Consider the following 25995-nt stretch of genomic DNA (forward strand, 5'->3'; position numbering starts at 1 on the left):
ACCTCCCCCGCAAGAGAGAGCGTTTCAGCATGTCCAAGTCTTTTCGTATCCTGCGCGCCGTCGCCCTCACCGCCCTGCTCGCGTTCGGTGCCGGCTGGCAGGCGCCCGCTGCGGCGCGGCAACCGAGCCCCGGCTATACCGAGCTGCCGGCCCGGCAGCAGGCGCTGGTCGACGATCTCCAGCGGCGCAGCTTCGACTGGTTCTGGCAGAGCGGCAATCCGCAGAACGGGCTGGTGCCCGACTCCTGGCCGAGCCAGTCGTTCTCCTCGATCGCCGCGGTGGGTTTCGGCCTGACCACGTACGGCATCGGCGTCGAGCGTCACTACATCACGCGCGAGCAGGCGGTCGAACGCACCCTGAAGACGCTGCGCTTCTTCGCCGATGCGCCGCAGAACGGCAGCGAGGACGACGCCAGCGGCTACCACGGCTTCTTCTACCACTTCCTCGACATGCACAGCGGCAAGCGCTTCGCGCGCTGGACCGAGCTGTCCAGCGTGGATACCACCCTGCTGCTCGGCGGCGTGCTGTTCGCGCAGTCGTACTACGACCGCGACACGCCGCAGGAGCGCGAGATCCGCCAGCTCGCCGACACCATCTACCGCCGCGTCGACTGGCCGTGGATGCAGCCGCGCCGGCCGCTGATCAGCATGGGCTGGACACCGGGCGGCCGGTTCATCCCGGTCGACTGGAAGGGCTACAACGAGGGCATGCTGGTCTACATCCTCGCGCTGGGCTCGCCGACCCACCCGGTCGGGCCGGACGCGTGGACGGCGTGGCTGTCCACCAACCACCTTACCTGGGGTACCTTCCAGGGCCAGACCTTCCTCAACTTCGCGCCGATGTTCGGCCACCAGTACAGCCAGAGCTGGGTCGACTTCCGCGGCATCCGCGACGCCTGGAGCCGCGAGCACGATCTCGACTATTTCGAGAACAGCCGCCGCGCCACCTACGCGCAGCGCAGCTACGCGATCGCCAACCCCGGCCACTGGACCGGCTACGGCGCCAACGTATGGGGCCTCACCGCCAGCAACGGCCCCGGCGGCCTGGTCGTGAAAGGCGCCGACGGCGAGCGCACGTTCCACGGCTACACCGCGCGCGGCGCCGGGCTCGACTACATCACCGACGACGGCACCATCGCGCCGACCGCGGCCGCCGGCTCGATCGCGTTCGCGCCGGAGATCGTGATCCCCGCGCTGACGACCATGAAGCAACGCTACGGCAAATACATCTATGACGACTACGGCTTCGTCGACGCCTTCAACCTCAGCTTCCACACGCCCACCACGCTGCGCACCGGCAAACTGGTGCCCGGGCTGGGCTGGGTCGACAGCCTGCAGCTGGGCATCGACCAGGGCCCGATCGTGCTGATGATCGAGAACTGGCGCAACGGCTTCGTGTGGAACGTGATGAAGAAGAATCCGTACATCCGCAAGGGGCTCGAGCGCGCCGGCTTCGAAGGCGGCTGGCTGGGCGCGGGGGCCGCGGAAAGATGACGGCGGGCACGCGTCCGCAGCGATTGCGGCGCGGCCGGTGGCTGGCCGCCGCCGCCCTGTGCGGCGCGTGGCTGGGGGGCTGCGCACCGGCGCCACCAGGGCAGGAGCTCACGTTCTGGACGATCGGCCGCGAAGGCGAGGCGATCGTCCAGCTGCTGCCGGCGTTCGAGCGCGCGCACCCGGGCATCCAGGTGAAGGTGCAGCAGCTGCCGCTGACCGCAGCGCACCAGAAGCTGCTCACCGCCTTCGCCGGCGGCTCCACGCCGGATTTGAGCCAGCTCGGCAACACCTGGCTGCCCGAGCTGGCGGCGCTGCACGCGCTGGAACCGCTGCAGGCACGCGTGGATCGCTCCGCGGTGGTGCGGCCGGACGACTATTTCACGAGCATCTGGGCCACCAACGTGATCGACGGCACGCTGCTCGGCGTGCCGTGGTACGTCGACACCCGGCTGCTGTTCTACCGTCGCGACCTGCTCCGGCAGGCTGGTTTCCGTGCCCCGCCGCGCAACTGGGAGGAGTGGCGGCGCCAGCTTGCCGCGCTGAGCGACCCGCCGCGGCACCGCTACGCCATCCTGCTGCCGACCAACGAGTACGAGCAGCTGATGTCGCTGGCGCTGCAGCAACCCGACCCGCTGCTGCGCGACGGCGACCGCTACGGCAACTTCGAGAGCGCCGGCTTCAAGCATGCACTGGCGTTCTATGTCGACACGTTCCGGCTGCAGCAGGCGCCGCCGATCAGCAACGTCGAGGCCGGCAACCCGTGGACGGAATTCGGCCGCGGCGTGTATGCGTTCTACCTGTCCGGGCCGTGGAACATCGGCGAGTTCCGTTCACGCCTGCCGGCGGCGCAGCAGGACGACTGGGCCACCGCGCCGCTGCCCGGTCCGCGCACCGCCGGCATCGGCGTGGCCGGTGGTTCCAGCCTGGTGATCTTCCGCGCCTCGAAGCACAAGGATGCCGCCTGGCAGCTGATCGAGTACCTGTCGCAACCGGCGGTGCAGCAGCGCTTCTACGCCCTGCTCGGCGACCTGCCGCCGCGGCGCAGTTCGTGGCAGGACGGTGCGCTGCGCGACGACCCGAAGCTGCGCGCGTTCCGCGAACAGCTCGAGCACGTCAGGCCCGCGCCGGCGGTGCCGGAATGGGAGCGCATCGCCAACGAGATGCAGCTGGTCGCCGCCGAGGCGATCGCCGGCCGGCTGACCATCGACCAGGCCGCCGCCGAGATCGACCGCCGGGCCGACGCGATCCTGGCCAAGCGCCGCTGGGTGCTCGACCATGCGGTACCCGCCCCGACCCGGGAGCATCCGCCATGAACCCGCCGCGCGCCGCCTGGCTGTTCCTCGCCCCGGCGCTGCTGGTGCTGGGCGTGTTCTTCCTGCTGCCGGTGCTGGGCGCACTGGTGCTCAGCCTCACCGACTACGACCTCTACGCCTTGGCCGACCTGCACAACCTGCGCTTCGTGGCGCTGGGCAACTACTGGGAGCTGCTGCACCGCCCGCTGTTCTGGTCGGCGCTGGGCCACACGGTGTATTTCGTGGCGGTGGGCGTGCCGTTGTCGATGGGCGCCTCGCTGGGTGCGGCGATGCTGCTCAACTCGCCGCTGGCGCGCTGCAAGCCGCTGTTCCGCACCGCGCTGTTCGCCCCGGTGGTGACCACGGTGGTGGCGGTGGCGGTGATCTGGCGCTACCTGTTCAACACCCGGTACGGCATGGCGAACTACGTGCTGGGCCTGGTCGGCGTGCACCCGGTCGACTGGCTGGGCGATCCGCACTGGGCGATGCCGACGATCATCCTGTTCGCGGTGTGGAAGAACTTCGGCTACAACATGGTCATCTTCCTGGCCGGGCTGCAGGCGATCCCGCCGGAGCTGTACGAAGCCGCGCGCATCGATGGCGCCTCGGCCTGGCGGCAGTTCCGCCACATCACCCTGCCGATGCTGAAACCGACCCTGCTGATGGTCGGCATCCTCACCGTGTCAGGCTATTTCCAGCTGTTCGCCGAGCCCTACGTGATGACCGAGGGCGGCCCGCTGCAGAGCACGGTGAGCGTGCTGTACCTGATGTACGACGAGGGCTTCAAATGGTGGAACCTCGGCTCGGCCTCGGCGGTGGCGTTCCTGCTGTTCGTGATCATGTTCGCGGTGACCGCGCTGATGCTGAAGCTGTCGCGCCACGGAGAGGAGCCATGAACCCGAGGCTGGCGAAGGCGCTGGTCAACGGGCTGCTGCTCGGCGGCGCGGTGGTCGCGCTGTTCCCGCTGCTGTGGATGCTGTCGGTGTCGTTCATGGCGCCGGGCGAGGCCGGCGCGCTGCCGCCGCCGCTGCTGCCGGCGCATCCCGGCTGGGCCAACTACCGCGAGCTGTTCCTGCGCGCCGGCATGGGCCGCTACCTGCTCAACAGTGTGCTGGTGTCCGGCGCGATCACGGCGCTCTCGCTGGTGTTCAACCTGATGGCCGGCTACGCCTTCGCCAAGCTGCGCTTCGCCGGCCGCGAGCGGCTGTTCCGCGCGCTGCTGGGCGCGCTGATGATCCCCACCCAGGTGGCCATGCTGCCGCTGTTCCTGCTGCTGAAGTACGCGGGGTTGGTCAACAGCTATGCCGGCGTGGTGATGCCGGGGATGGCCGCCGTATTCGGCATCTTCCTGGTGCGCCAGTACGCGCGCGGCATTCCCGACGAGCTGCTGGAGGCGGCGCGCATCGACGGTGCCGGCGAATGGCGCATCTTCGTGCGGATCGTGCTGCCGCTGCTGAAGCCGATCATCGCGACGCTGGCGATCTTCAGCTTCCTCGCCGCGTGGAACGACTTCATGTGGCCGCTGATCGTGCTGACCGGGCAGGAGCACTACACGCTGCCGATCGGGCTCGCCTCACTGGCGCGCGAGCACGCGCAGGACAGCGAGCTGATGATGGCCGGCTCGGTGGTCACCGTGCTGCCGGTGCTGCTGCTGTTCCTGTCGCTGCAGCGCTACTACCTGCAAGGGCTGCTGCTGGGCAGCGTGAAGGGCTGAACCCAGGCACCGCGTTCCGCGTCCGGTTTCGTTGCTGGCGCCGTGGCGGCGTCCGTGCAGCCGGGCCGCCACGCTGCATATCGTCCGGCAGGAGCCCGCTTGCGGGCTCCTGCACGGTCGGCGATCTCAGAACTTGCCGGCGCGGAAGTCGGCGATCGCCTGGTGGATCTGCTCCGGAGTGTTCATCACGAATGGCCCGTAGCGCGCCACGCTTTCGTTCAGCGGCTTGCCGGCGACCACCAGCAATCGTGCCGGCTGGTCGCCGCCGGCCAGCTGCAGCTGGCCGTCTTCGGAGAGCACGCCCAGTTCGCTGCGGCGCAACTGCTCGCCGCCGACCAGCGCCGACTCGCCGTCGAACACGTAGGCGAAGCCGTGATGACCGGCCGGCAGATCCAGCGTCAATTGCGCGCCGGGTTGCAGGCTGACGTCCAGGTACACCGGCGCGGTGACGACACCCTCGACCGGGCCGGTGGCGCCGGCCAGTTCGCCGGCGATCACTTTCACCTCGACGCCCTCGGCCGGGTGCACCACCGGGATCCGTTCCGGCCCGAGGTCCTGGTAGCGCGGCGCGGTCATCTTGTCCTTCGCCGGCAGGTTCACCCACAGCTGGAAGCCCCACATCAGGCCGTTCTCCTGCTGCGGCATCTCCGAGTGCAGGATGCCGCGGCCGGCGGTCATCCACTGCACGCTGCCCGGGGTGAGGTCGCCGCGGTTGCCGTGGTTGTCGCCGTGCTGCATGTGCCCGGCCAGCATGTAGGTGACCGTTTCGAAGCCGCGATGCGGGTGCTCCGGGAAGCCGGCGATGTAGTCGTCGGCGCTGTCGGAGCGGAATTCGTCCAGCAGCAGGAACGGGTCGAGCATGTCCAGCCCGGGCTGGCCGATGATGCGCTTCAGCTTCACGCCGGCACCGTCGGCGGTGTCGATGCCGCGGATGCGGCGGGTGATATAGCGGTCGCTCATGGCAGGACTCCGGTGGATGGAATGGCACCAAGATGATCGCGCGACCGGTGTTATCCAAGCGCCACGGCAGGAACGGATCGTTCTGCCGGCGCGACAGTCCGCGAGAGCTATGGAGACAGGGGCGAGAGCAAGGCGCTCCGGCCTTCTCTCGCGTCCCACGCCTCTTCCCGCTCTCCTGCCTTCAGTGCACCCAGTGCCCGCTGCGCTGGCGCGGCGGGTTGCCGTCGTCGCCGGGGTCGGGCTGCTGCTGGTGCACCATCGCCTCGACTTCCGCCTCGGTGGCCGGCTTGGCCTGCCAGTACTGGTTCACCGCGCCGAGCACGGCGGGCACCTGGGCCAGGCATTCGTCGTACTCGTCGTCGCTGAGCTTTTCGAATTCGGCGTCGGCGCTGAGGATGCCTTCGTCCACCGCCAGCGCCATCACCGGGCCGAGCAGTTCCATCAGCTGCGGATCCTCGGCCAGCCGGCTCTCCCACAGCCCGGCGCGCAGGTCGATGCCGCGGCTGAAGCCTTCGCACCAGCCGGCGGCGGACAGCATCGGGCCACCTTCCATCTCGACCTCGCCGAGGATCGGCTCGTAGGCGTCGACCTCGAGTTCGGCGATGATCGAATCGTTGAGCTTGGCCAGCAGCGCCAGCACCCGGTTGCCTTCGTCCTCGTCGGTGAACGGCTCGTGCAGCACCTCGGGCAGCCATTCGTCCGGCAGCACCAGCAGCGGGCCGACCGCCAGCGCCGAAAGCAGGCCATGCACGCCGTCCAGCAACAGGTCGCCTTCGCCGGTGTGCGCGCGCAGGTAGCGGTCCAGCTCGTCCAGTTCGTTGTCGTCCAGCGAGCTGGGCCATTCGGTCTTCGAGGTCATTTCAGTCAGATATCCAGTTCCAGCGTCACCGGCGTGTGGTCGGAGGGGCGTTCCCAGCGGCGCGGCTCGCGGTCGATCGCTGCCGCGGTGGCGGCGGATTTCAGGGCTTCGCCGATCAGGATCAGGTCGATGCGCAGGCCCATGTTGCGGCGGAATGCGGCCTGCCGGTAGTCCCACCAGCTGTAGTGCCCGGCTTCCGGCTGGAACAGCCGGAAGCTGTCGTGCAGGCCGAGGCGGGTGATCGCCTTCAGCGCGTCGCGCTCCGGTGGCGAGCACAGGATGTCCTCGCCCCAGGCGACCGGATCGTAGACGTCGCGGTCGTCCGGGCAGATGTTGAAGTCGCCCAGCACCACCAGGTTCGGGTGGCGTTCCAGCTCGCGCGCCAGGAACTCGCGCACTTTCGCCAGCCAGTCCAGCTTGTACGCGTACTTCTCGTCGCCGACCCCCTTGCCGTTGACTACGTACAGGTCGACCACGCGCAAATGGCCGACGGTGGCGGCCAGGATGCGCCGCTGCGGGTCATCCAGGCCGGGGATGTCGGTGACCACGTCGCTGAGCTCGTCGCGGGCCAGGATCGCCACGCCGTTGTAGGTTTTCTGGCCCGAATACACCGCGCGGTAGCCGGCCGCGGCCAGCTCGTCGCGCGGGAATTTCGCGTCCTCCAGCTTGGTTTCCTGCAGCGCCACCACGTCCGGCTGCGCCTCGGCCAGCCACTGGGTCAGCTGCGGCAGGCGCACCTTCAGCGAATTGACGTTCCACGAGGCGATCTTCATGGCGGCATTGTACGGGATGCACCGGCGACCACTGCGGCACGGGCGGGGCGGGCGGCGGATCCGGCCGGGCGGTAGCGCAAGATGAACGGAAGCTATGGGAAAACCACCGAAAGCGCGTATTCCAGTGTATGCTGCGCGAGCAAGAATCCGAGGAGACTCCTATTTTTGCTCCTATTGCGGGCCGTGCCTTCGCGCACCGGAGCGCAAACACATCCATGCTTCAAAGGTAAAGTTACATGTCGGATCGTCAGAGCGGTACAGTCAAGTGGTTCAACGACGCCAAGGGTTTTGGCTTCATCACCCCGGAAAGCGGTGATGACCTGTTCGTGCATTTCCGCGCGATCCAGGGCACGGGCTTCAAGTCCCTGCAGGAAGGTCAGCGCGTCACGTTCATCGTCACCAAGGGCCAGAAGGGCCTGCAGGCTGAGGAAGTCCAGGCGGTCTGAGTCCCTCGGACTTCAACCCCCTGAAGAAAAGCCCGCCTCGGCGGGCTTTTCTTTTTTGCCCCTATGCCAGCCCGTGGCTGCGCAGCAGCGCCTCCGGTTCCGGCTTGCGGCCGCGGAACGCGACGAAGCTCTCCAGCGCCGGACGGCTGGCGCCGACGGCGAGGAACTCGCGGCGGAAGCGCTCGCCGGTGGCGCGGTCGATCACGCTGCCGCGTTCTCCCGCACACGCCTCGAACGCGCCGAACGCATCGGCGCTGAGCAGCTCGGCCCACAGGTAGCTGTAGTAGCCGGCTGCGTAGCCACCGGCGAAGATGTGGCTGAACGCATGCGGGAAGCGCTGCCATGCCGGCGGATGCATCACTGCGACCTGCTTGCGCACCTCCTCCAGCACCGCCAGCGCCCGCGCGCCCTGCGCCGGGTCGTACTCCAGGTGCAGCAGGAAATCGAACAGCGCGAACTCCAGCTGGCGCACCAGGAACAGGCCGGCGTGGAAGTGCCGCGCGGCCAGCATGCGCTGGAACAGCTCCTCCGGCAGCCGCTCGCCGGTTTGCCAGTGGCGCGCGAACAGGTCCAGCGCCTCGCGGTTCCAGCCGAAATTCTCCATGAACTGGCTGGGCAGCTCCACCGCGTCCCACTCGACGCCGTCGATGCCGCCGATCGAGGGCAGCGCGATCTCGGTGAGCAGGTGGTGCAGGCCGTGGCCGAATTCGTGGAACAGGGTCAGTACGTCGTCGTGGGTGAGCAGGGCCGGCTTGCCCTCGGTGGGCGGCGCGAAGTTGCAGGTGAGGAAGGCCACCGGCAGCTGCATGCGTTCGCCGTCGTCGAAGCGCGCGCGGCAGACGTCCATCCACGCGCCGCCGCGCTTGCCGTTGCGTGCGTAGAGATCCATGTAAGCACCGGCGAACACTCGGCCGGCGGCGTCGCGCACGTCGTAATAGCGCACCTCGGGATGCCACACGTCGACGCCATCGCGCGGGGCGAGGGTGATGCCGTAGAGTTTTTCGGTGAGGCCGAACAGGCCGCCGATCACCGCCGGCAGAGGGAAGTATGGCTTCAGCTGCTCCTCGTCCAGCGCGTATTCGCGCTGGCGCAGCTTCTCCGCGGCGTAGCCGACGTCCCACGATTCGAGGTTGTCGAGTTTCAGCTCGGTACTGGCGAACTCGCGCAGCCGGGCCAGCTCGCGCTGCGCCACCGGCTTCGCACGCACGGCCAGGTCGTGCAGGAACTCAAGCACCTCGGCCGGCGAGGCGGCCATCTTGGTTGCCAGCGATTCCTCCGCCGCGTTGGCGAAGCCAAGCAGCTGCGCCGCCTCGTGGCGCAGCGCCATGATCCGCTCGATGCGCTCGCCGTTGTCGAACTTGCCCGCATTCGGACCCTGGTCGGACGCGCGTGTCTGATAGGCCCAGTACACCCGCTCGCGCAGGCCGCGGTTGTCGGCGTAGGTCAGCACGGCCTGCACGCTGGGCTGCTTCAGGGTGACCAGGTAGCCGTCCAGTTGCTGGTCTTCGGCGTACTGGCGCAGCACCGCGCGGCCCGACTCGGGCACCCCGGCGAGATCGCGCTCGTCGGTGACGTGCTCGTGCCACGCCTCGCTGGCGTCCAGCACGGCGTTGGAGAATTCGGTGGAAAGCCGGCTCAGCTCCACCCCGATCTCGCGAAAGCGCGAACGCGCCGGCTCCTCCAGCGCCACCCCGGACAATTTGAAGTCGCGCAGCGCGTGTTCGACCAGCGTGCGCTCCGGTCGCGGCAGCGCGGCGAAATCCGCTGCCTCGGCCAGCGCCCGCACCGCGGCATACAGGTCGCGGTTCTGGCCCAGCTCGATCGCGTGCTCGGTGAGCTTCTCCTCGGCCGGCCCGTAGACCTTGCGCAAGGCCTCGCTGTCGGCCACCGAATGCAGGTGCGACACCGGCGCCCAGGCCCGCGCCAGGCGCTGCTCCAGCCGTTCCTGGGTCAGCATCACGTGTCCGAAGTCGCGTGCTGCGCCGGGGGCAACCAGTGCGTCGATGCCGGCACGGTAGTCGGCCAGGATCGTGTCGATCGCCGGTTCGACGTGTTCGGGGCGGATCTGCGCGAACGCCGGCAGCGCGTCGTCGGCCAGCAGCGGGTTGTGGTCACTCATGGACGCTCCTTTGCGAAGCTGCCAGCGTGGCGACCGCGCCGGCCGAAATCAAGCGCGGCGGCGTGACGGCGCCGCTAGAATGCCCGGATGAATTCCCTGCGCAGCTTCAAGGGCATCGCGCCCACCCTCGGCCAGCGTGTCTACGTCGACCCCGCTGCCAGCGTGATCGGCGACGTGGTGCTGGGCGACGACGTCTCGATCTGGCCGGGCGCGGTGCTGCGCGGCGACGTCAACCACATCCGTGTCGGCGCGAAGACCAGCATCCAGGACGGCGCCATCGTGCATGTGGCCCACGCGGGGCCCTACGGCCCGGGCTTCCCGTGCCTGATCGGCGAGGGCGTCACCGTCGGCCACGCCGCCGTGGTGCACGCCTGCGACATCGGCGACTACTGCCTGATCGGCATGCATGCCAGCGTGCTGGATGGCGCGGTGGTGAAGAAGCACGGCTTCGTCGGCGCCGGCGCGCTGATCCCGCCGGGCAAGGTCGTCGGCGAGCGCGAGCTGTGGCTGGGCAACCCGGCGAAGTGCGTGCGCCTGCTCAGCGACCGCCAGATCGAGCAGCTGCATTATTCGGCCGACCACTACGTGCGGCTGAAGGACGCCTACCTCGCCGGCTGAACCCGCTTACTGCGGCGCGACGGCGCCAGGCTGCCGCGCGCTGATCGCCACCGCCTCCGCCGCGTGCTGGCGGCCGAGCAGGATGCGCTGCGCGTCGAGATAGCCGCCAAGCAGGGCCAGCTGGTAGTTGCTGGCATTGGTCTCGTAGTGCGATGGGTCGTACTTGTAGTTGCCGGCGTCGTAGGCACGCAACAGCTGCAGTTCGCGCTGCGCCTCGTCGAGGTGGCCCGCGGCCACGGTCTGCTCGACCACCGCACAGCCCAACTTGAATGCCTCGCGCAGACTGTCCTTTGCCACCCGGTTGTTCGGATCGAGCTGCAGCACGCTGAAGTAGAACTCGAACGCGTTGTTGCCTTCCGGCGCCACCAGGCGGCCATCGCGCATTGCGTCGCGGGCAAGCCCGAGCACGATCGCGCTGGCGCTCTGTGCCTCGTCGTCCGCCGCCCCAGCCTTTTTTGCCGGCGTCGCATCCGCGGTGGCCCGGCCGTACCAGAATACGCCGCCAGCCACGAGCAACAGGCACAGGCATACCAGGGCGAGTGCGTAGCGATGCGCAGGAAGGAAGGCTGGACGGGACATGACGGGTTGCGCCGGGCAACGCCGCGCGCTGGAGCCTGCGTCGTCGACGCGCTCCCGGCGGCAAGCGGCACCTTAGTGTCGCCATGTTGCAGTCATGTTGCTAAGCCGCTTCAGTGTGTGACAGTGGCCGCTTCCAGCCGGGCCAGCCATGCCAGCGCATGGTCGCGGTGCCCACCGCACATCGCCGGCTCCGGACGCAGGCGACGGCAAACCTCCGGGCGCTCGGGGTGCCCGAACAGCGCGCAGCGATAATCCGCCGCGAGCTGCACGCAGCGCACGCCGGCCGGCTTGCCGTGCGGCATGCCGGGGATCGGCGAGCTGATCGACGGCGCGATGCAGCAGGCGCCGCAGCCGCTACGGCAGGCCGGGGTGCTCACGCGCCCTGCCGGCGCAGCTGCTGGTACACGGGCTCGGTCTGGGGCCGCCGGCCGTGCCACAGCTCGAACGCATCGGCGGCAGTCTCCACCAGCATGCCGAGGCCGTCGACCGCGTAGCGTGCGCCGGCCGCCTTCGCCCAGGCCAGGAAGCTGCCGGCCGCCGCGCCGTAGGACAGGTCGTAGCACAGCGCGCGCGCGCCAACCAGCGAGAACGGCAGCTGCAGCGCCACGCCCAGCACGCCGGCCGAGGTGGCGTTGACGATCAGGTCGTAGCTGCCGATGTCGGCGAGGTCTTCCCAGTAGCGCGTATGCGCCCGCGCCGGGTCGCCGATCGCGTCGGCCAGCACGTCGGCCGCCGCGGGCGAACGGTTGACGATGGTCAGCGTTTCCACGCCGGCGTCCAGCAGGTTCCACGCCACGCCGTGTGCGGCGCCGCCGGCGCCCAGCAGCAGCGCGGTGTGGCCGCGCAGATCCAGGTCATGGCGCTCGGTGATGTCGCGCACCAGGCCGGCGCCATCGGTGTTGTGCGCCGCCAGCCGGCCGGCGGCCAGCGGGGTCAGCACGTTCGCGCTGCCGGCGCGGGCGGCCGCCACGCTGCGCTGCTCGGCCAGCGCGAACGCGGCAGCCTTGTGCGGCAGGGTGACATTGGCGCCGCGGCCGCCGTCAGCGAAGAAGCGATGCACCGCCGCGGAGAAATCAGCCGGCGCCACGTCGATTGCGCGGTACTCCAGCTCGATGCCGAACTGCCGCGCGAACGCCTGGTGGATCGGCGGCGACAGCGAGTGGCTGATCGGGTGGCCGAACACGGCGAACTGGGCGGCTGGCATGAGGATTCCCTGGTGATGGCTGGCGTCCATTCTACGTGGGGCCTCCGCAAAGGGGGTCGCAGCCGGTGAGATGGGTGAGCGCCAGCCTGCGCTTGCCCATCCCGACGAGACGACCGCCATGCGCACGCAAGCCTTGCCACCCGCCCACCATCTACGCCTGCTCGGCGCGGCCATGCTGTGGCTGCTGGGCGGCGGTGCGTCGCTGCTGAGCACGCTGGTACCGGCGCACACCGACTTGCTCGGCTGGACGCCGGCGTTCTGGCTGGTCGGCGCACCGCTGGTCGTACTGCTGGCGCTGGAGCCTTCGCTGCCGCGGCAACTGCTGGCGCTGTGCCGGCCGCGCCGACGCATGCTCCGCCACGCGGCCTGGCATTAGCCCGACCCTCCCTGCGCTGCAGGGGGGGGCGAATCGACGTCAGTGGGTGGTGCCGCCCTGGCGCTTGCGCTCCATCCGCCGCAGGAACTCCTGCATGATGCGACGGTACAGCTCGTCGCCCAGATGGGCATCCTCGACGCCGGCGTCGATCGACGGGTTGTCGTTCACCTCGATCACCACCGGCTTGCTGCCGACCTGTTTCAGGTCGACGCCGTAGAGGCCGTCGCCGATCGGCTGGGTCGCCTTGAGCGCCAGCTTCATCACCTCGGCCGGCGCATCCTTCAGCGCGATGCTCTCGAAGCCGCCGGACTTCGCGGTGCCCTTGGCGCCGTGGTTGTAGATCTGCCAGTGGCCACGCGACATGTAGTACTTGCAGGCGTACAGCGGCTCGCGATTGAGCACGCCGATGCGCCAGTCGAACTCGGTGTAGACGTATTCCTGCGCCAGCAGCAGCGCGCTGTGCTGGAACAGGCTGCTGGCCGCCTGCGCCAACGAGTCCTCGTCCTCGACCTTGACCACGCCGCGCGAAAACGAGCCGTCGGGGATCTTCAGCACCAGCGGGAAACCGAGCTTGGCGACGACCTCCCTGGTGCCCTTGCTGTCGTCGCGGTAGAGAATTTCCGTACGAGGGACAGCCAGCTTGCGCGAGACCATCAGGTCGTTGAGGTAGATCTTGTTGGTGCAGCGCAGGATCGAACTGGGGTCATCGATCACCACCATGCCTTCCTTCTCCGCGCGGTGGGCGAAGCGGTAGGTGTGGTTGTCGCTGGCGGTGGTCTCGCGGATGAACAGGCCGTCGTACTCGGCCAGGCGCTGGTAGTCGTTCCTGCCGATCGGGTCGACCTCGATGCCGAGCTCCTTGCCCGCGGCGACGAAGGATTTGAGCGCCTTGCGGTTCGATGGCGGCATCTGTTCCTTCGGGTCGACCAGCATCGCCAGGTCATAGCGGAACTGCCGCCGCGCGCGCGGCTTGCGCCACAGCTTGCGCGAGAAGCGGTCGAGCTCCTCGGCGAACGCGTCCTCCTGGGCGTCGACCAGGGTGTGCAGGCCGACCGGCTTGATCGAGCTGACCTGCCACACGCGGTCGCGCTCGAACTCGATGCGCAGCAGCGGACAGGGGAACATTTCGAACACCTGCCGGGCCAGGTCCTGCAGCGCCGGGTAGGCGGTCTCGCCGAAGTAGACCAGGATGCCGAAGTCGGTGGTGTCGCGGCCGCCGGCGGGCAGGAAGTGGGTGAGCTTCTGGTTGAGGTCGTCGATATCCAGGCCGTACAGCGAGCGCCGGCGCAGGTCGTTCACCGTGCGCACCGAGGGCATCACCCGGTGCCCGCGCGCCTCGGCCAACAGCGACACGTAGTAGCCGGTACCGAGGTACTTGTAGCTGCGGCACAGGTTGATCACCTGGGTGCGCTCGTTGTCGCCGCCCACCGGGGTGCGCAGGTAATCCATCGCGCTCATCACGTCGACGGAGGGGTAGTACGAAGCCCAGTCGGAGGCTTTTTCGACAACGATGACCAGACGGGCCATGACACCACCCAGGCGATGCGGCGCTAGCAGGGGAAATCCCGCGCGGAGCGCGGCGGGACGGGCAGGGGTCGAAGTTTGGCACAGCGTGCGCGTGGCACAAGGGAAAGCGCTGAAGCGTGAATGAATGGACCGCGGCGCGTCCGCCTGCCGGCGCCGGCGGCGCTGCGCGAAGGGCGCGACGGCTGCTAGAGTCCGCGCGTGCCGACCATTCCCCTGCCCTCGCCCCCCGAACGCGCGCGCCGCCCCGCACTGGAGCCTGCCCGCCTGCCCACCACGTCCGCCGACACGTCCGCCGGCGTGCGCGTGCGCCGCGCCGATGCCACCGATCTCGACGCCCTGGTCGCGATGGAGCAGCGCAGCTTCAGCAGCGACCTGTTGAGCCGCGCGCAATACCGCCGCCACCTGGACAGCGATTCCGCGCTGGTGCTGGTGGCCAGCGACGGCCACCAGCACGTGCTCGGCGCGGCGGTGCTGTTCTTCCGCAAGGGTAGCGGCGTGGCGCGGCTGTACTCGCTGGCCACCCTGCCCGAGGCGCGCGGCCGCGGCATCGCCGCTGCGCTGCTGGAGGCCGCCGTGACGGCCGCCCGCCGCCGCGGTTGCCGCGCGCTGCGGCTGGAAGTGCGCAGCGGCAACAGCGCCGCGATCGGCCTGTACGAGCGGCGGGGGTTCCACCGTATCGGCCACCACCCGGGCTACTACGAGGACGGCGAGGACGCCTGGCGCTATGAGAAGCCGCTGGACTGAGCGCCCGCTCAGTCGCCCAGCGGCTGGCCGATGCGCCGCTCGGTGGCCTCGTCCGGCCGCGCCACCAGCGCGCCGGTGCGCATCAGGCTGACGCTGTAATGACCTTGGTCGACCAGCGGCAGGAATGCGCCGCTGCCGTAGACGGTGTCGATCTCGGGTATCCAGCGCGGGTACTGCCGCTTCAGGTCGAGCAGGTCGAACGCGCCGGCTTCGCCGAAGCCGATCACCGTGCGCGGCGCCTGGGCCTCCTGCGCGGGATCGTCGTAGCGGCCGGACAGCCGGTCGAGCCGGTACAGCGGCGGCACGCCGGCCAGCAGGGTCGGCAGTTTCCACTTCAGCACGATCGCCTCGACGCGCCAGGCATCGCCGGCCAGCTGCAGCTGGCGCGTGCTGCCGTCGGGCCAGGTCAGGGTGAGCGCCCAGCGTTGCGGCGACAGGATGCGCGCGTCGATCTCGACCACCGGCGCCTCCTCGCCGAGCAGGCGGTAGCCGCGCAGCGCGCAGCCGGCACCGGCCAGCAGCAGGGTCAGCGCGAACGCGGCCAGGCACAGCAGCGCGCGCCAGCTGGCGGCGAGCCGATGGCCGTCGTGCAGGTGCTGGCGCAGGGCCACCAGCTGCACCAGGGTGATCAGCGCGAAGACCACCGCCAGTATCAGCAGCACGGTCATCGGCATGCGCAGCAGCGCGCTCCAGTCCATCGTCGTTACCTCGCCGCCCCGTCGGGCGATTCGTGCGCGCATCATAACGGCGATGCCGCGGCCGGGCCGTCGCGCCTCGCTATACTGCGCCCGTCCACAGGAATCCCGACCATGCGCCGATCGTTCTTGCTGCTGCCGTTCTGCCTCGCCATCGCCGCGCTCGCCGGTTGCGGCAACAAGGGTCCGCTGGTGTTGCCGACCCAGCCCGCCGCAGCCTCGACCACGGCGAAACCGGCCGCGCCGGCGCTGCCGGCCAGCGCCGGCAATCCGCGCTGATCGTCCGGCCATGCCGTTGCGATTCTCCAAGATGCACGGCATCGGCAACGACTTCGTCGTGCTGGATTGCCGCCAGCATCCGTTCGCGCTGACCGCGACGCAGATCCGCGCGCTGGCCGACCGCCACACCGGCGTGGGCTTCGACCAGCTGCTCAGCGTCGAGCCGGCGCGCGACCCGGCCTGCGCGTTCTACTACGGCATCTGGAATGCCGACGGCTCGCCGTCCGGCCAGTGCGGCAACGGCGTGCGCTGCGTGGCGGCGTGGCTGCATCGCGCCGGCGCGCTGGCGGTCGGCGACGACGTGCGGATCGAGAGCCCGTCCGGCCCGGTGACGGTGCGCCTGCTCGGCGCCGACCAGGTCACCGTGGACATGGGCGAGCCAGTGTTCGAGCCGGCGCGGATCCCGTTCGCGGCCGCGGCCGCGGCGAAGCATTACCCGATCGTCGTGGGCGGCGACACGCTGCAGATCGGCGCGGTGTCGATGGGCAACCCGCACGCGGTGGTGACGGTGCACGACCTGGCCGACCCCGCGCTGCAGCGGCTCGGCCCGCTGCTGTCCGGCCACGAGCGCTTCGCGCAGGGCGCGAATGCCGGCTTCGTGCAGCGGCTCGACCGCGGCCACCTGCGCCTGCGCGTGCACGAACGCGGCGCCGGCTGGACGCTGGCCTGCGGCACCGGCGCCTGCGCCGCGATGGCGGTGCTGCACCAGCGCGGCGACGTGAACGACACGGTGATGGTGGAGCTGCCCGGCGGCTGCCTGCGCATCGACTGGGCCGGCCCCGGCCACACGCTGTGGATGACCGGCCCGGCGGCGTTCGCGTTCGAGGGCGAGTGGCCGGTTCCGGCCGTCGCCTGACGCCACGGTTGAAGCGCGCCCGCGTCCATCGCACACTCCAGCCGGACGGCGCGACTCTTTCGCGCGCCGCGCAACGGTTCGAGGACATTCGCGCATGACCGCCACCCTGCTCGACGACGCCACCCAGGCCCGTGTGGTTGCCGCCTACCTGAAGCGCCATCCGGAATTCCTCAGCGAATATCCCGAGCTGGCCGCCAAGCTGACCATGCCGCGCGGGCAGGGCGCGGTATCGTCGCTGGCGGTGTACCAGCTGCAGAGCCTGCGCGAGAAGAACGCGGAACTCGAGCGCCAGCTGGCCGAGCTGATCGGGATCGCCGCCGAGAACGAGAAACTGATGGAACGTGTGCACGCGCTCACCGTGGCGCTGCTGCGCGCGAGCACGACCGAGGTCACCGCGCGCACCGTGGTCGCCAGGCTCAGCGCGGATTTCCACACCGAACAGGTGCGCCTGCTGCTGTTCGGCGACCAGCCGCCGCTGCCGCGCGCCGACTGGCTGCAGCAGGTCGCCGGGGGCATGGCCGCGCTGCCGGAGTTCGCCGAGTTCCTGCACAAGAACGAGCCGGTCTCCGGCCGGCTCTCCGCCGAGAAGCTCGCGCGCCTGTTCGGCGCCGACGCCGGGCAGATCCGTTCGGCCGCGCTGATGTGCCTAGGCGACTGCGGCATGCTGGCGATCGGCAGCGCCGACCCGGACCGCTTCCAGCCCGGCATGGGCACGCTGTTCCTGAAGATGATCGCGGCCACCATCACCGCCGCGCTGGCCCGCTCGCGGGACATCGCCTGAGCCGGGCATGACGCCGGCGCAACAGGTCGAGCGCTGGCTCGCCCGCCTTGCCGACGAGCGGCATGCCTCGCCGCACACGGTGGCCGGCTACCGCCGTGACCTGGCCAAGCTGCTGCGCTTCATGCAGCAGCAGCAGCTGGCCGCGTTCGACGCGCTGGACGCGAACCGGATGCGCACGTTCGTCGCCGGCGAGCATCGCGCCGGCCTGGCGCCGAAGAGCCTGCAGCGCCTGCTGTCCTCCTGCCGCAGCCTGTTCCGCCAGCTCGGCCGCGAAGGCGCGCTGGCGAACGACCCGTTGCTCGGCGTGCGTGGCCCGAAGGTGCGCCGCAAGCTTCCGCAGGTTCTCGACGTGGACGAGGCCGCCGCGCTGGTCGAAACCGGGGGCGACGGCGCGCTGGCCACGCGCGACCGCGCGATGCTGGAACTGTTCTATTCCAGCGGCCTGCGCCTGTCCGAGCTGTGCGGCGTGCGCTGGCTCGACCTCAGTCTCGACGAGGGCGAGGTGCGCGTGCTCGGCAAGGGCGGCAAGACCCGCATCGTGCCGGTCGGCCGCCACGCGGTCGCCGCGCTGCGTGCGCTCGGCGCGGAGCAGGGCATGCCGGCGGACGGCGCGGTGTTCCGCGGCCGCGGCGGCGCACCGATCAACCCGCGCACGGTGCAGCTGCGCATGAACAGGCTGGCGCTGCAGCAGGGCATCCCGAAACACATCCATCCGCACCTGTTGCGGCACACCTTCGCCAGCCACATGCTGGAATCCTCCGGCGATCTGCGCGCGGTACAGGAGCTGCTCGGTCATGCCGACATCGCCACCACGCAGATCTACACCCACCTGGATTTCCAGCACCTGGCGAAGGTCTACGACGCCGCGCATCCGCGCGCGAAACGCAAGCCGTAACGCCCGAACAGCTTCCTCCCCTGCCACGCAGAGGGGAGGAGCTCGATCCCAACATTGAAGCCCAACCTCCGCGGCCCCATTTCATCCGCTCAGACATCCTCTAGCGGAGCTTCCATGGAATCCTTCCACGCCACCACCATCGTCTGCGTGCGCCGCGAAGGCCGCGTCGTGATCGGCAGCGACGGCCAGGTCACGCTGGGCAATACGGTGATGAAGGGCAATGCGCGCAAGGTGCGCCGGCTGGGCAAGGCGGGCGAGGTGGTGGCCGGGTTCGCCGGTGCCACCGCCGATGCGTTCACCCTGTTCGAGCTGTTCGAGCTGAAGCTCGAGAAGCACAACAACAACCTCACCCGCGCCGCGGTGGAGATGGCCAAGGAATGGCGCACCGACCGCCGCTTCGGCCGGCTCGAGGCGATGCTGGCGGTGGCGGACCGCGAGACGTCGCTGTTGATCTCCGGCAACGGCGACGTGGTGGAGCCCGAGCACGGCCTGATCGCGATCGGCTCCGGCGGCCCGTTCGCCCAGTCCGCCGCGATGGCCCTGCTTGAGAACACCGAACTGGACGCACGCACGATCGTCGAGAAGGCGCTGAAGATCGCCGGCGACATCTGCATCTACACCAACCACAACGTGTCGATCGAAGAGCTGTAGGCGCGACCCGCGACCCCGCTCCTCGACATCGTCATCCCGGCGGAAGCCGGGATCCAGTGCCTTCAACCATCACGGCGCTGGATTCCGGCTTTCGCCGGAATGGCGGACCAAGACCAACCTCTACTGGTGCCTCATGTCCGAATTGACCCCCCGCGAAATCGTCAACGAACTCGACCGCTACATCATCGGCCAGCAAGACGCCAAGCGTGCGGTGGCGGTGGCGCTGCGCAGCCGCTGGCGCCGCATGCAGCTGGCACCGGAGATGCGCGACGAGATCACCCCGAAGAACATCCTGATGATCGGCCCCACCGGCGTGGGCAAGACCGAGATCGCGCGGCGCCTGGCCACGCTGGCGAATGCGCCATTCGTGAAGGTCGAGGCGACCAAGTTCACCGAGGTGGGTTATGTCGGCAAGGATGTGGAATCGATCATCCGCGACCTCGCCGACGTGGCCTACAAGCTGACCCGCGAACAGGCAGCCCGGCGCGTGCGCAGCCAGGCCGAGGACCGCGCCGAGGACCGCATCCTCGATGCGCTGCTGCCGCGCCGGCAGACGCCGACCGACTGGAGCCACGATTCCGCGCCGGCGATCGACAGCGACACCCGCCAGAAGCTGCGCAAGCAGCTGCGCGAGGGCGCGCTGGACGAGCGCGAGATCGAGCTGGATTTCGCCATGAACGTGGGCGTGGAGATCATGTCGCCGCCGGGCATGGAGGAGATGGGCGCACAGCTGCGCCAGATGTTCCAGAACCTGGGCGGCGCCAAGACGCAGAGCCGCAAGCTGGCGATCAAGCTGGCGCGGCCGCTCCTGATCGACGAGGAGGCCGGCAAGCTGCTCAACGACGAGGAGGTCCGCACCCAGGCGGTGGAGGCCGCCGAACAGAACGGCATCGTCTTCATCGACGAGATCGACAAGGTGGCGCAGCGCTCCGACCACGGCCACTCCGGGGTCAGCCGCGAAGGCGTGCAGCGCGACCTGCTGCCGCTGGTGGAAGGCTCCACCGTATCGACCAAGTACGGCCCGCTGAAGACCGACCACATGCTGTTCATCGCCTCCGGCGCGTTCTCGCTGGCCAGGCCGTCGGACCTGATCCCCGAGCTGCAGGGCCGCCTGCCGATCCGGGTCGAGCTGAGTGCGCTCTCGGTGGACGACTTCAAGCGCATCCTGCGCGAGCCGCACAACGCGCTGACCAAGCAGTACGTGGCCCTGCTCGGCACCGAAGGCGTCGGCATCGAGTTCGCCGACTCGGGCGTCGACCGGCTGGCCGAGGTGGCGTTCCAGGTCAATGAGCGCACCGAAAACATCGGCGCCCGCCGGCTGCACACCGTGATGGAACGGCTGCTGGAGAAGATCTCCTTCGAGGCTGCAGACAAATCCGGCGAAAAATACCTGATCGACGCCGAACAGGTAGACAAAAACCTGGGAAGCCTGGTCCAGGATGAAGATCTCAGCCGCTACATCCTGTAAACAAGCCGGTCAGGCCGGTCTGCTAAAATGAGCGCCGTGAACAACGTTATTGAATTGAAGAATACCGGCCAGCGCGCCCAGTTGCGCGAGGCGCAGCAGAAACAGACGCTGGTGCGGTTGTGGCGCGAGGAGCTTGAGCACGGCAGCTTCTGCGGCTACGTGGGCGGCGTGGGGCGCGAGTTCTTCCTGCTCTGGGTGGTCGGTGACGGCATCACCTACGACGGCATGTACGTGATGCGCCACCGCGACGTCACCGAACTGGAGGCGCCGGACAAGCACCACGCCTTCATGGAAAAGGCACTGACGCTGAAGCACATCCTGCCGCGCATGCCGCGCGGATTCCCGCTGGACGGGATCCGCGAAGTCATCCAGGCCGCTGGCGCGCAGGCACCGGTAATCGGCGTGCACGTGGACAGCGAGGACGAGTCCGAGGTCTGCTATATCGGCCGCCTGATCGACGTCGAGGAAGACGGCTTCAACATGCAGGAGCTCAGCCCCGACGCGGAATGGATGCGCGAGCCCTCGTTCTTCGCCTGGGACGAGGTCTCCACCGTCAGCCTCGAGGACAGCTACGCGCAATCCCTGCTCGCCGTGGCCGGCCCCGCGCCAGCCCTGCTGCCCGGCGACACTGGCATCGGCCGCGTCCCGTCTCCCTGACTGATGCTCTGCTCCCTCTCCTGCGATGCAGGGAGGGTCGGGGCAGGGCCGCTCTTCGCTTCCTCTTTCGCGAAGCCATCGCAGCTGAAGCCGCCCCGCAAGACACAGCGGTTAAGCTCTCCCCTTCATCGTGAAACCGGCGCAGGGGGGAGCGACAGATGACGCGCATCGTCATGGTCGGCAGCATCAACATGGACCTCGTCACCCAGGCGCCGCGCTTCGTCGGCCCTGGCGAGACCATCCTGGGCGAGCGCTTCCTCACCGTACCCGGCGGCAAGGGCGCCAACCAGGCGGTGGCCGCCGCGCGGCTGGGTGCCGAGGTGGCGCTGGTCGGTGCGATCGGCGACGACGGCTTCGGGCAACAGCTGCGCGCCGGCCTCGCCGCCGAAGGCGTCGACCTGGACCACGTCGTGCAGCTCGCCGACAGCGCCAGCGGCACCGCCTCGATCACCCTCGCCGGCGGCGAGAACCAGATCATCGTGGTACCCGCCGCCAACGCGCGCGTCATGCCGGCACAGGTCGAGGCGGCGCAATCGCTGATCGGGCGCGCCGACGCCGTGCTGGTGCAGATGGAGATCCCGCTGGAAACGGTGGAAGCCACCCTGCGCCTGGGCCACCGTCTCGGCGTGCCGGTGATCCTCAACCCCGCCCCCGCGCAGAAGCTTCCGGCGGAATGGCTGCAACTCGCGAGCTACCTCACCCCGAACCAGCACGAACTCGCCACCGTGCTGGGCGCCGACGAGTCGACGGGTTTCCACGAACTGATGCGCCGCGCCCCGTGCCCCGTGGTGCTCACCCGCGGCGGCGAGGGCGCGTGGTACCGCGACGCCGGTGAGCCTGTCCACCAGCCCGGCTTCAGGGTCGAGGTGGTCGACAGCACCGGCGCCGGCGACACCTTCAACGCCGCGCTGGCGGTGTTCCTGCGCGAAGGCCTGCCGCCGGCGGTGCGCAAGGCCTGCGCCGCGGCGGCGCTGTCGGTGACCAAGCTTGGCGCGCAGGGCGGCATGCCCGACCTGCATGAACTGGATGCTTTTCTCGCGCAGCAGCGCTGATTGATTACTTGCCGATGCAGAACGAGCTGAAGATCGCGCCGAGCAGGTCGTCGCTGCTGTAGTCGCCGGTGATTTCGCCCAGCTCGTGCTGGGCGGTGCGCAGTTCCTCGGCGGCGAGTTCGCCGGCGCGGGTGGTGGCGAGGATGGCGGCGGTGCGATCGAGATGCATGCCGACCTGTTGCAGCGCCAGCACGTGGCGGCGGCGGGCGCTGAAGGCGCCTTCGCCGCTGCCGGCGCCGGCGAGCCGCTTGAGGTGGTCGCGCAGGGCGTCGAGGCCTGCGCCGGTTTTGGCCGAGGCCCACAGCCAGGTGATGCCGTCACGTGACTCGACATGCGCGTCGAGCAGGTCGCGGTCGATCTTGTTGACCAGCACGAGGCGCTCGACGCCAGCCGGCAACGCGGCGAAGAAGGCGAGGTCGGCGCCGGCGTGTTCGGCATCGCTGACCAGCAGCACCACATCCGTGCGCTGCAATTCGCCATGCGCACGACGCACGCCCTCGCGTTCCACTTCGTCGTCGGTGTCGCGCAGGCCGGCGGTGTCGGCCAGTTCCAGCGCGATGCCGTCGAGGCTGAGGCTTTCGCGCAGCACGTCGCGGGTGGTGCCGGGAATCGCGGTGACGATGGCGCGCTCGCTGCCGGCCAGCGCGTTGAGCAGGCTGGACTTGCCCGCGTTGGGACGGCCGACGATGGCCACCCTGAGGCCGTCGTTCAGACGCAGGCCGCGTTGCGCCTCGCGCAGCAGTTCGGCCAGCCCGGTGCGCAGGCTTTCGAGTCGCGCTGCGATCGCCGGGTCGGCGAGGAAGTCGATTTCCTCCTCGGGGAAGTCGATCGCCGCCTCGATATGCACGCGCAACGCGACCAGCGCCTGCAGCAGCGCCTCGACCCTGCGCGAGAACACGCCTTCCATCGACTGCAAGGCGGCGCGCGCGCCAGCCTGCGAGCGCGCCGCGATCAGGTCGGCGACCGCTTCGGCCTGGGCCAGGTCGAGCTTGCCGTTGAGGAACGCGCGCTCGGTGAACTCGCCCGGACGCGCCAGCCGCGCGCCGAGTTCGCAGACGCGGCGCAGCAGCGCGTCGAGCAGCACCGCGCTGCCATGGCCCTGCAGTTCCAGCACGTGCTCGCCGGTGTATGAGGTGGGGGCGGGGAAATGCAGCAGCAGGCCGCGGTCGATCAGTTCGCCTGCGCCGTCACGGAATGCGGCGAAGTGCGCGTGGCGCGGCTGAGGTGCGCGGCCGAGCATGGCGTGCGCGATCGCCGGTACCGCCGGCCCGGACACGCGCAGCACGCCCACGCCGGCGGCGCCGGGTGCGCTGGCGATGGCGGCGATGGTGTCGGTGCTCTGGCTCATGCGCGGCAGGTTAAACGAAGACGGCCGCTTTTATTGGAAGTGCGGCCACGGATGGCCGCTCACTTGATCCTGGCGATCAGGGATGAGCGCACTAACACACCCGGCCGCTCACTTGATCTTCGCGATCATGGATGATCGCAATAGTTACTCATCAGGCGGCCTGGGGCTTGGCCGCATCCTCGCGATCCACGTGATGGGTGATCCACCACTGCTGGCCGAGGCCGACGATGCCGTTGACCGCGTAGTACAGGCACAGGCCGGCGGGGAAGAAGGCGAACATCACGGTGAACAGCAGCGGCATCACCTTCATCATCTTCGCCTGGGTCGGGTCCATGCCCGCAGCGACCGGGTTCAGCCACTGCGTGCCCAGCATCACCAGCGCGTAGATCACCGGCAGGATGTAGAACGGATCGGGCGCGCTCAGGTCGGGGATCCACAGGAACGGCGCGTGGCGCAGCTCCAGGCTGTACTCGAGCACGAAGAACAGGCCATAGAAGACGGGCAAGGTGATCAGCACCGGCAGGCAGCCGCCCATCGGGTTGACCTTCTCCTTCTTGTACAGCTCCATCATCGCCATCTGCATCTTCTGCTTGTCGTCGCCGTAGCGCTCCTTGAGCGCCTGCACGCGCGGCTGCAGCTTGCGCATGCGGGCGCTGGAGCGGTACTGCATGGCGGTGAGCTTCCAGCTCAGCCCCTTGATCAGCAGCACCAGCAGGATGATCGCCACGCCCCAGTTCTTGGTGATGGCGTGGAACTGCGACAGCACCCAATGCATCGGCACGGCGATGATCTTGAACATGCCGTAGTCGATGGTGAGATCCAGCCCCGGCGCGATCGCATCCAGCGTGCCCTGCACATTCGGACCCACATACAGGCGCGACTGGCTGGTCACGCTCTGCCCCGGCGCCACGCTGAGCGTGGGGCCGACGGTGCGGATCAGGTAGCGCGGGTGCGCGCTGTCCGGGTTGAGGGTCTGGGTGACGTAGTGTTCGGTCTGGTCGGCCGGCGGGATCCAGGCGGTGACGAAGTACAGCTTCAGCATCGCCGCCCAGCCGCCCTTGATCGAGGCGTTGAGCTGGTCCTTCGGTTCCGCGAAATTCTTGAACGGCAGCTTCTCGAACTTCTCGCCGGTGTACCAGGCCGCGCCCTGGAAACTGCGGGTCTCGGGGTTGGTGTAGTTCGACAGCCAGCTGCCGGCCTTCGGCGGCTCGACCCGCAGCAGTTGCTGGTAGGCATTGCCCTGCCACGTGGCAGCGGTGCCGTTGTCGATGCGCTGGCTCACGCCGATCACGTAGCTGCCACGCTTGAAGGTATAGGTCTTGGTGACCTTGAGGCCGGCGGCGTCCTGCCAGGTAAGGTCGACCTTCAGCTCATCCTGGCCGTCGGCCAGCGTGTAGGCGGTCTTCTCGGCATGGAACAGCGCCTGGTGGTTCGGCTGGTCCGCCGGCGCGTTGTCGCTGCTGCTGACCAGGCCGTTCTGGGCCACCGCGTAGTGCGCGTCGTCGCTGGACAGCAGCACGGTCGGCGGCGGATTCGGCGCCTTGTGCGTGCGTGGGGCCTGCGGGTAGGCCAGCAGGTCAGCGTGCACCAGGCTGCCGCCGCGGGTGTCCACGGCCAGCTTCAGTACGTCGGTGTCGATGGTGATCAGCTGCGCCGCGGCGGGTGCGGCGGCCGCCGTGTCGCCAGCGATCGTCGGCGCGGGCACGGAGCCCGACGCAGCGGCGGCCGGAATCGCACCGGGTACGCCGGCATCCGCGGAAGGCATGCCTGCCGTCGCGGTGCTGGCGACCGGGGTCGGCGGCGGTGCGTAATCCTTCTCCCAGGCCAGGAACAGGAAGTAGGCCACGGCCAGCAGGGCGAACAGGAGGAAGGTGCGCGTTTGATTCATCGCGTAGCAGATCCGGGTAACGCCACGACACTTGTCAACGCCGCGGAGACGGAAGGAATGGAGATCAGCGTTCGATTGTGCGGGTGTCGCCGGCGGGCTTCAATGGTCCGGAGGTCGCAGCATGGTTCGCCAGCAGCTTCTTCCACAGGCCGTCGAGCTCGGCCAGCAGCTGAGGTCCCGGCACGCCGGCCGCCTGCTCGCGCGCCATCACCATCATGTCCACCGCCGGCAGATGGTGTCGCACCTGCCGGAACGACTCGCGCAGCAGCCGCTTGATCCGGTTGCGCTCGACCGCCCGCTTTGAGACGCGCTTGGAAATCGCCAGGCCGAGCCGGGCATGGCCGAGGTCGTTGTCGCGGTAGCGCATATGAAAACAGCGGCCGCCTGCGCGTCCGCTGCTGGTCCGCAAGGCGGCGAAGTCACCGGGCCGACGCAACCGCGCTTCGCGCGGCAGACCGGCGGTGGACATGGCACCCGTCCCCAATACTTGATCGGTACTTACGGGATCAGGCGCTTGCGGCCCTTGGCGCGACGGGCGTTGAGGACTTTGCGACCGTCGGCGGTGGCCATACGGGCACGGAAACCGTGCGTGCGAGCGCGCTTGAGCTTGCTGGGCTGGAAGGTCCGCTTCATGGCTTACTCCGAAGGGAATGTGGATAAAAAGGTTGGAAAGTATGTGGGGTAGCCGCCGCCGCTGTCAAATGGCGCCACCGGGCGGCCT

General features: G+C 69.2%; 29 protein-coding genes. 16 read left to right on the forward strand and 13 right to left on the reverse strand.

Translation table 11 applies throughout. The features are described 5' to 3' along the window. Positions 1-29: 29 nt before the first annotated feature. The 4 genes from DEO45_RS00240 to DEO45_RS00255 are packed head-to-tail and all read left to right on the forward strand — an operon-like array spanning position 30 to position 4499. The gene (locus DEO45_RS00240; protein WP_114340321.1) at positions 30-1493 is read left to right on the forward strand and encodes a glucoamylase family protein; all 1464 of its coding nucleotides are present in this window, start codon (positions 30-32) and stop codon (positions 1491-1493) included. Next, positions 1490-2806 carry a sugar ABC transporter substrate-binding protein gene (locus DEO45_RS00245; RefSeq protein WP_114340322.1) on the forward strand — a complete coding sequence of 439 codons (1317 nt, stop codon included), beginning with the start codon at positions 1490-1492 and terminating at the stop codon, positions 2804-2806. Before DEO45_RS00240 ends, DEO45_RS00245 begins: the two co-directional genes overlap by 4 nt. Beyond that, positions 2803-3681 (forward strand): carbohydrate ABC transporter permease, encoded by an 879-nt coding sequence (locus DEO45_RS00250; protein WP_114340323.1) that lies wholly within the window; start codon positions 2803-2805, stop codon positions 3679-3681. Before DEO45_RS00245 ends, DEO45_RS00250 begins: the two co-directional genes overlap by 4 nt. Continuing rightward, positions 3678-4499: a carbohydrate ABC transporter permease gene (locus DEO45_RS00255; protein WP_114340324.1), complete on the forward strand. Its 822-nt coding sequence runs from the start codon at positions 3678-3680 to the stop codon at positions 4497-4499. The genes DEO45_RS00250 and DEO45_RS00255 overlap by 4 nt, the downstream gene beginning before the upstream one ends. Before the next feature lie 126 nt (positions 4500-4625). Here DEO45_RS00255 and DEO45_RS00260 read toward each other — a convergent pair whose 3' ends face one another. The 3 genes from DEO45_RS00260 to xth form a co-directional block, all read right to left on the reverse strand. Continuing rightward, the gene (locus DEO45_RS00260) at positions 4626-5459 is read right to left on the reverse strand and encodes a pirin family protein (RefSeq protein WP_114340325.1); all 834 of its coding nucleotides are present in this window, start codon (positions 5457-5459) and stop codon (positions 4626-4628) included. Between the two features lie 181 nt (positions 5460-5640). Next, positions 5641-6318: a YecA family protein gene (locus tag DEO45_RS00265; protein WP_114340326.1), complete on the reverse strand. Its 678-nt coding sequence runs from the start codon at positions 6316-6318 to the stop codon at positions 5641-5643. Positions 6319-6323: 5 nt separating this feature from the next. Further along, positions 6324-7091 (reverse strand): exodeoxyribonuclease III, encoded by a 768-nt coding sequence (gene xth / locus DEO45_RS00270; protein ID WP_114340327.1) that lies wholly within the window; start codon positions 7089-7091, stop codon positions 6324-6326. 236 nt (positions 7092-7327) lie between these two features. Here xth and DEO45_RS00275 point away from each other — a divergent pair, with 236 nt between their 5' ends. Next, positions 7328-7537, forward strand: a complete 210-nt coding sequence (locus tag DEO45_RS00275) for a cold-shock protein (protein WP_007512189.1) — start codon at positions 7328-7330, stop codon at positions 7535-7537. A 61-nt stretch (positions 7538-7598) separates the two neighbouring features. Here DEO45_RS00275 and DEO45_RS00280 read toward each other — a convergent pair whose 3' ends face one another. Continuing rightward, a complete protein-coding gene (locus DEO45_RS00280) occupies positions 7599-9656 on the reverse strand; it encodes a M3 family metallopeptidase (RefSeq protein ID WP_114340328.1) in 2058 nt (685 codons plus the stop codon). An 87-nt stretch (positions 9657-9743) separates the two neighbouring features. Here DEO45_RS00280 and DEO45_RS00285 point away from each other — a divergent pair, with 87 nt between their 5' ends. Further along, positions 9744-10274 carry a gamma carbonic anhydrase family protein gene (locus DEO45_RS00285; protein ID WP_114340329.1) on the forward strand — a complete coding sequence of 177 codons (531 nt, stop codon included), beginning with the start codon at positions 9744-9746 and terminating at the stop codon, positions 10272-10274. Positions 10275-10280: 6 nt separating this feature from the next. Here DEO45_RS00285 and DEO45_RS00290 read toward each other — a convergent pair whose 3' ends face one another. The 3 genes from DEO45_RS00290 to aroE all read right to left on the reverse strand — a co-directional run bounded on the left by DEO45_RS00290 (position 10281) and on the right by aroE (position 12057). Further along, the gene (locus DEO45_RS00290; protein WP_114340330.1) at positions 10281-10853 is read right to left on the reverse strand and encodes an energy transducer TonB; all 573 of its coding nucleotides are present in this window, start codon (positions 10851-10853) and stop codon (positions 10281-10283) included. Positions 10854-10963: 110 nt separating this feature from the next. Further along, positions 10964-11230, reverse strand: coding sequence for a YkgJ family cysteine cluster protein (locus DEO45_RS00295; RefSeq protein WP_114340331.1), 267 nt, complete (start codon positions 11228-11230; stop codon positions 10964-10966). Next, entirely contained in the window at positions 11227-12057 is an 831-nt protein-coding gene (gene aroE / locus DEO45_RS00300) for a shikimate dehydrogenase (RefSeq protein ID WP_114340332.1), read from the reverse strand. Before aroE ends, DEO45_RS00295 begins: the two co-directional genes overlap by 4 nt. 118 nt (positions 12058-12175) lie before the next feature. On the opposite strand from aroE, the gene DEO45_RS00305 reads away from it, so the two are divergent. After that, on the forward strand, positions 12176-12433 hold the full coding sequence (locus tag DEO45_RS00305; RefSeq protein WP_114340333.1) for a hypothetical protein: 258 nt from the start codon (positions 12176-12178) through the stop codon (positions 12431-12433). A gap of 39 nt (positions 12434-12472) precedes the next feature. Here DEO45_RS00305 and DEO45_RS00310 read toward each other — a convergent pair whose 3' ends face one another. Then, positions 12473-13960, reverse strand: a complete 1488-nt coding sequence (locus DEO45_RS00310; protein WP_114340334.1) for a RimK family protein — start codon at positions 13958-13960, stop codon at positions 12473-12475. 198 nt (positions 13961-14158) lie between these two features. Between DEO45_RS00310 and DEO45_RS00315 the strand changes: the two genes are divergently transcribed. Further along, complete coding sequence (locus DEO45_RS00315) at positions 14159-14704, forward strand: GNAT family N-acetyltransferase (protein ID WP_428992409.1); 546 nt, start codon at positions 14159-14161, stop codon at positions 14702-14704. Between the two features lie 8 nt (positions 14705-14712). Here the strand turns inward: DEO45_RS00315 and DEO45_RS00320 are convergent, their stop codons facing one another. After that, a complete protein-coding gene (locus DEO45_RS00320) occupies positions 14713-15402 on the reverse strand; it encodes a hypothetical protein (RefSeq protein ID WP_114340335.1) in 690 nt (229 codons plus the stop codon). A gap of 111 nt (positions 15403-15513) precedes the next feature. On the opposite strand from DEO45_RS00320, the gene lptM reads away from it, so the two are divergent. The 8 genes from lptM to rbsK all read left to right on the forward strand — a co-directional run bounded on the left by lptM (position 15514) and on the right by rbsK (position 22038). Next, a complete protein-coding gene (gene lptM, locus DEO45_RS00325; RefSeq protein ID WP_114340336.1) occupies positions 15514-15678 on the forward strand; it encodes an LPS translocon maturation chaperone LptM in 165 nt (54 codons plus the stop codon). Positions 15679-15688: 10 nt separating this feature from the next. After that, positions 15689-16534, forward strand: coding sequence for a diaminopimelate epimerase (gene dapF, locus DEO45_RS00330; RefSeq protein WP_114340337.1), 846 nt, complete (start codon positions 15689-15691; stop codon positions 16532-16534). Between the two features lie 94 nt (positions 16535-16628). Beyond that, positions 16629-17315, forward strand: coding sequence for a DUF484 family protein (locus DEO45_RS00335; protein ID WP_114340338.1), 687 nt, complete (start codon positions 16629-16631; stop codon positions 17313-17315). A gap of 7 nt (positions 17316-17322) precedes the next feature. Further along, positions 17323-18210, forward strand: a complete 888-nt coding sequence (gene xerC / locus DEO45_RS00340; protein ID WP_114340339.1) for a tyrosine recombinase XerC — start codon at positions 17323-17325, stop codon at positions 18208-18210. Between the two features lie 114 nt (positions 18211-18324). Then, on the forward strand, positions 18325-18861 hold the full coding sequence (gene hslV, locus DEO45_RS00345) for an ATP-dependent protease subunit HslV (protein ID WP_114340340.1): 537 nt from the start codon (positions 18325-18327) through the stop codon (positions 18859-18861). A 133-nt stretch (positions 18862-18994) separates the two neighbouring features. Continuing rightward, positions 18995-20329, forward strand: a complete 1335-nt coding sequence (gene hslU, locus DEO45_RS00350) for an ATP-dependent protease ATPase subunit HslU (protein ID WP_114340341.1) — start codon at positions 18995-18997, stop codon at positions 20327-20329. Between the two features lie 27 nt (positions 20330-20356). Beyond that, positions 20357-20986: a hypothetical protein gene (locus DEO45_RS00355; protein ID WP_189339642.1), complete on the forward strand. Its 630-nt coding sequence runs from the start codon at positions 20357-20359 to the stop codon at positions 20984-20986. Positions 20987-21144: 158 nt separating this feature from the next. Beyond that, positions 21145-22038 (forward strand): ribokinase, encoded by an 894-nt coding sequence (gene rbsK / locus DEO45_RS00360; RefSeq protein ID WP_114340342.1) that lies wholly within the window; start codon positions 21145-21147, stop codon positions 22036-22038. Positions 22039-22042: 4 nt separating this feature from the next. On the opposite strand, the gene mnmE is transcribed toward rbsK, so the two are convergent. From mnmE to rpmH, 4 genes are all read right to left on the reverse strand, one after another. Continuing rightward, complete coding sequence (gene mnmE, locus DEO45_RS00365; RefSeq protein ID WP_114340343.1) at positions 22043-23386, reverse strand: tRNA uridine-5-carboxymethylaminomethyl(34) synthesis GTPase MnmE; 1344 nt, start codon at positions 23384-23386, stop codon at positions 22043-22045. A 151-nt stretch (positions 23387-23537) separates the two neighbouring features. Beyond that, the gene (gene yidC, locus DEO45_RS00370) at positions 23538-25274 is read right to left on the reverse strand and encodes a membrane protein insertase YidC (RefSeq protein ID WP_114340344.1); all 1737 of its coding nucleotides are present in this window, start codon (positions 25272-25274) and stop codon (positions 23538-23540) included. Positions 25275-25338: 64 nt separating this feature from the next. After that, positions 25339-25743: a ribonuclease P protein component gene (gene rnpA, locus DEO45_RS00375; protein ID WP_114340345.1), complete on the reverse strand. Its 405-nt coding sequence runs from the start codon at positions 25741-25743 to the stop codon at positions 25339-25341. Positions 25744-25772: 29 nt separating this feature from the next. Further along, positions 25773-25907: a 50S ribosomal protein L34 gene (gene rpmH, locus DEO45_RS00380; RefSeq protein WP_007510029.1), complete on the reverse strand. Its 135-nt coding sequence runs from the start codon at positions 25905-25907 to the stop codon at positions 25773-25775. Between the last annotated feature and the right edge of the window lie 88 nt (positions 25908-25995).

The sequence above is a fragment of the Rhodanobacter denitrificans genome (assembly GCF_003335105.1).
GTDB lineage: Bacteria > Pseudomonadota > Gammaproteobacteria > Xanthomonadales > Rhodanobacteraceae > Rhodanobacter > Rhodanobacter denitrificans_A.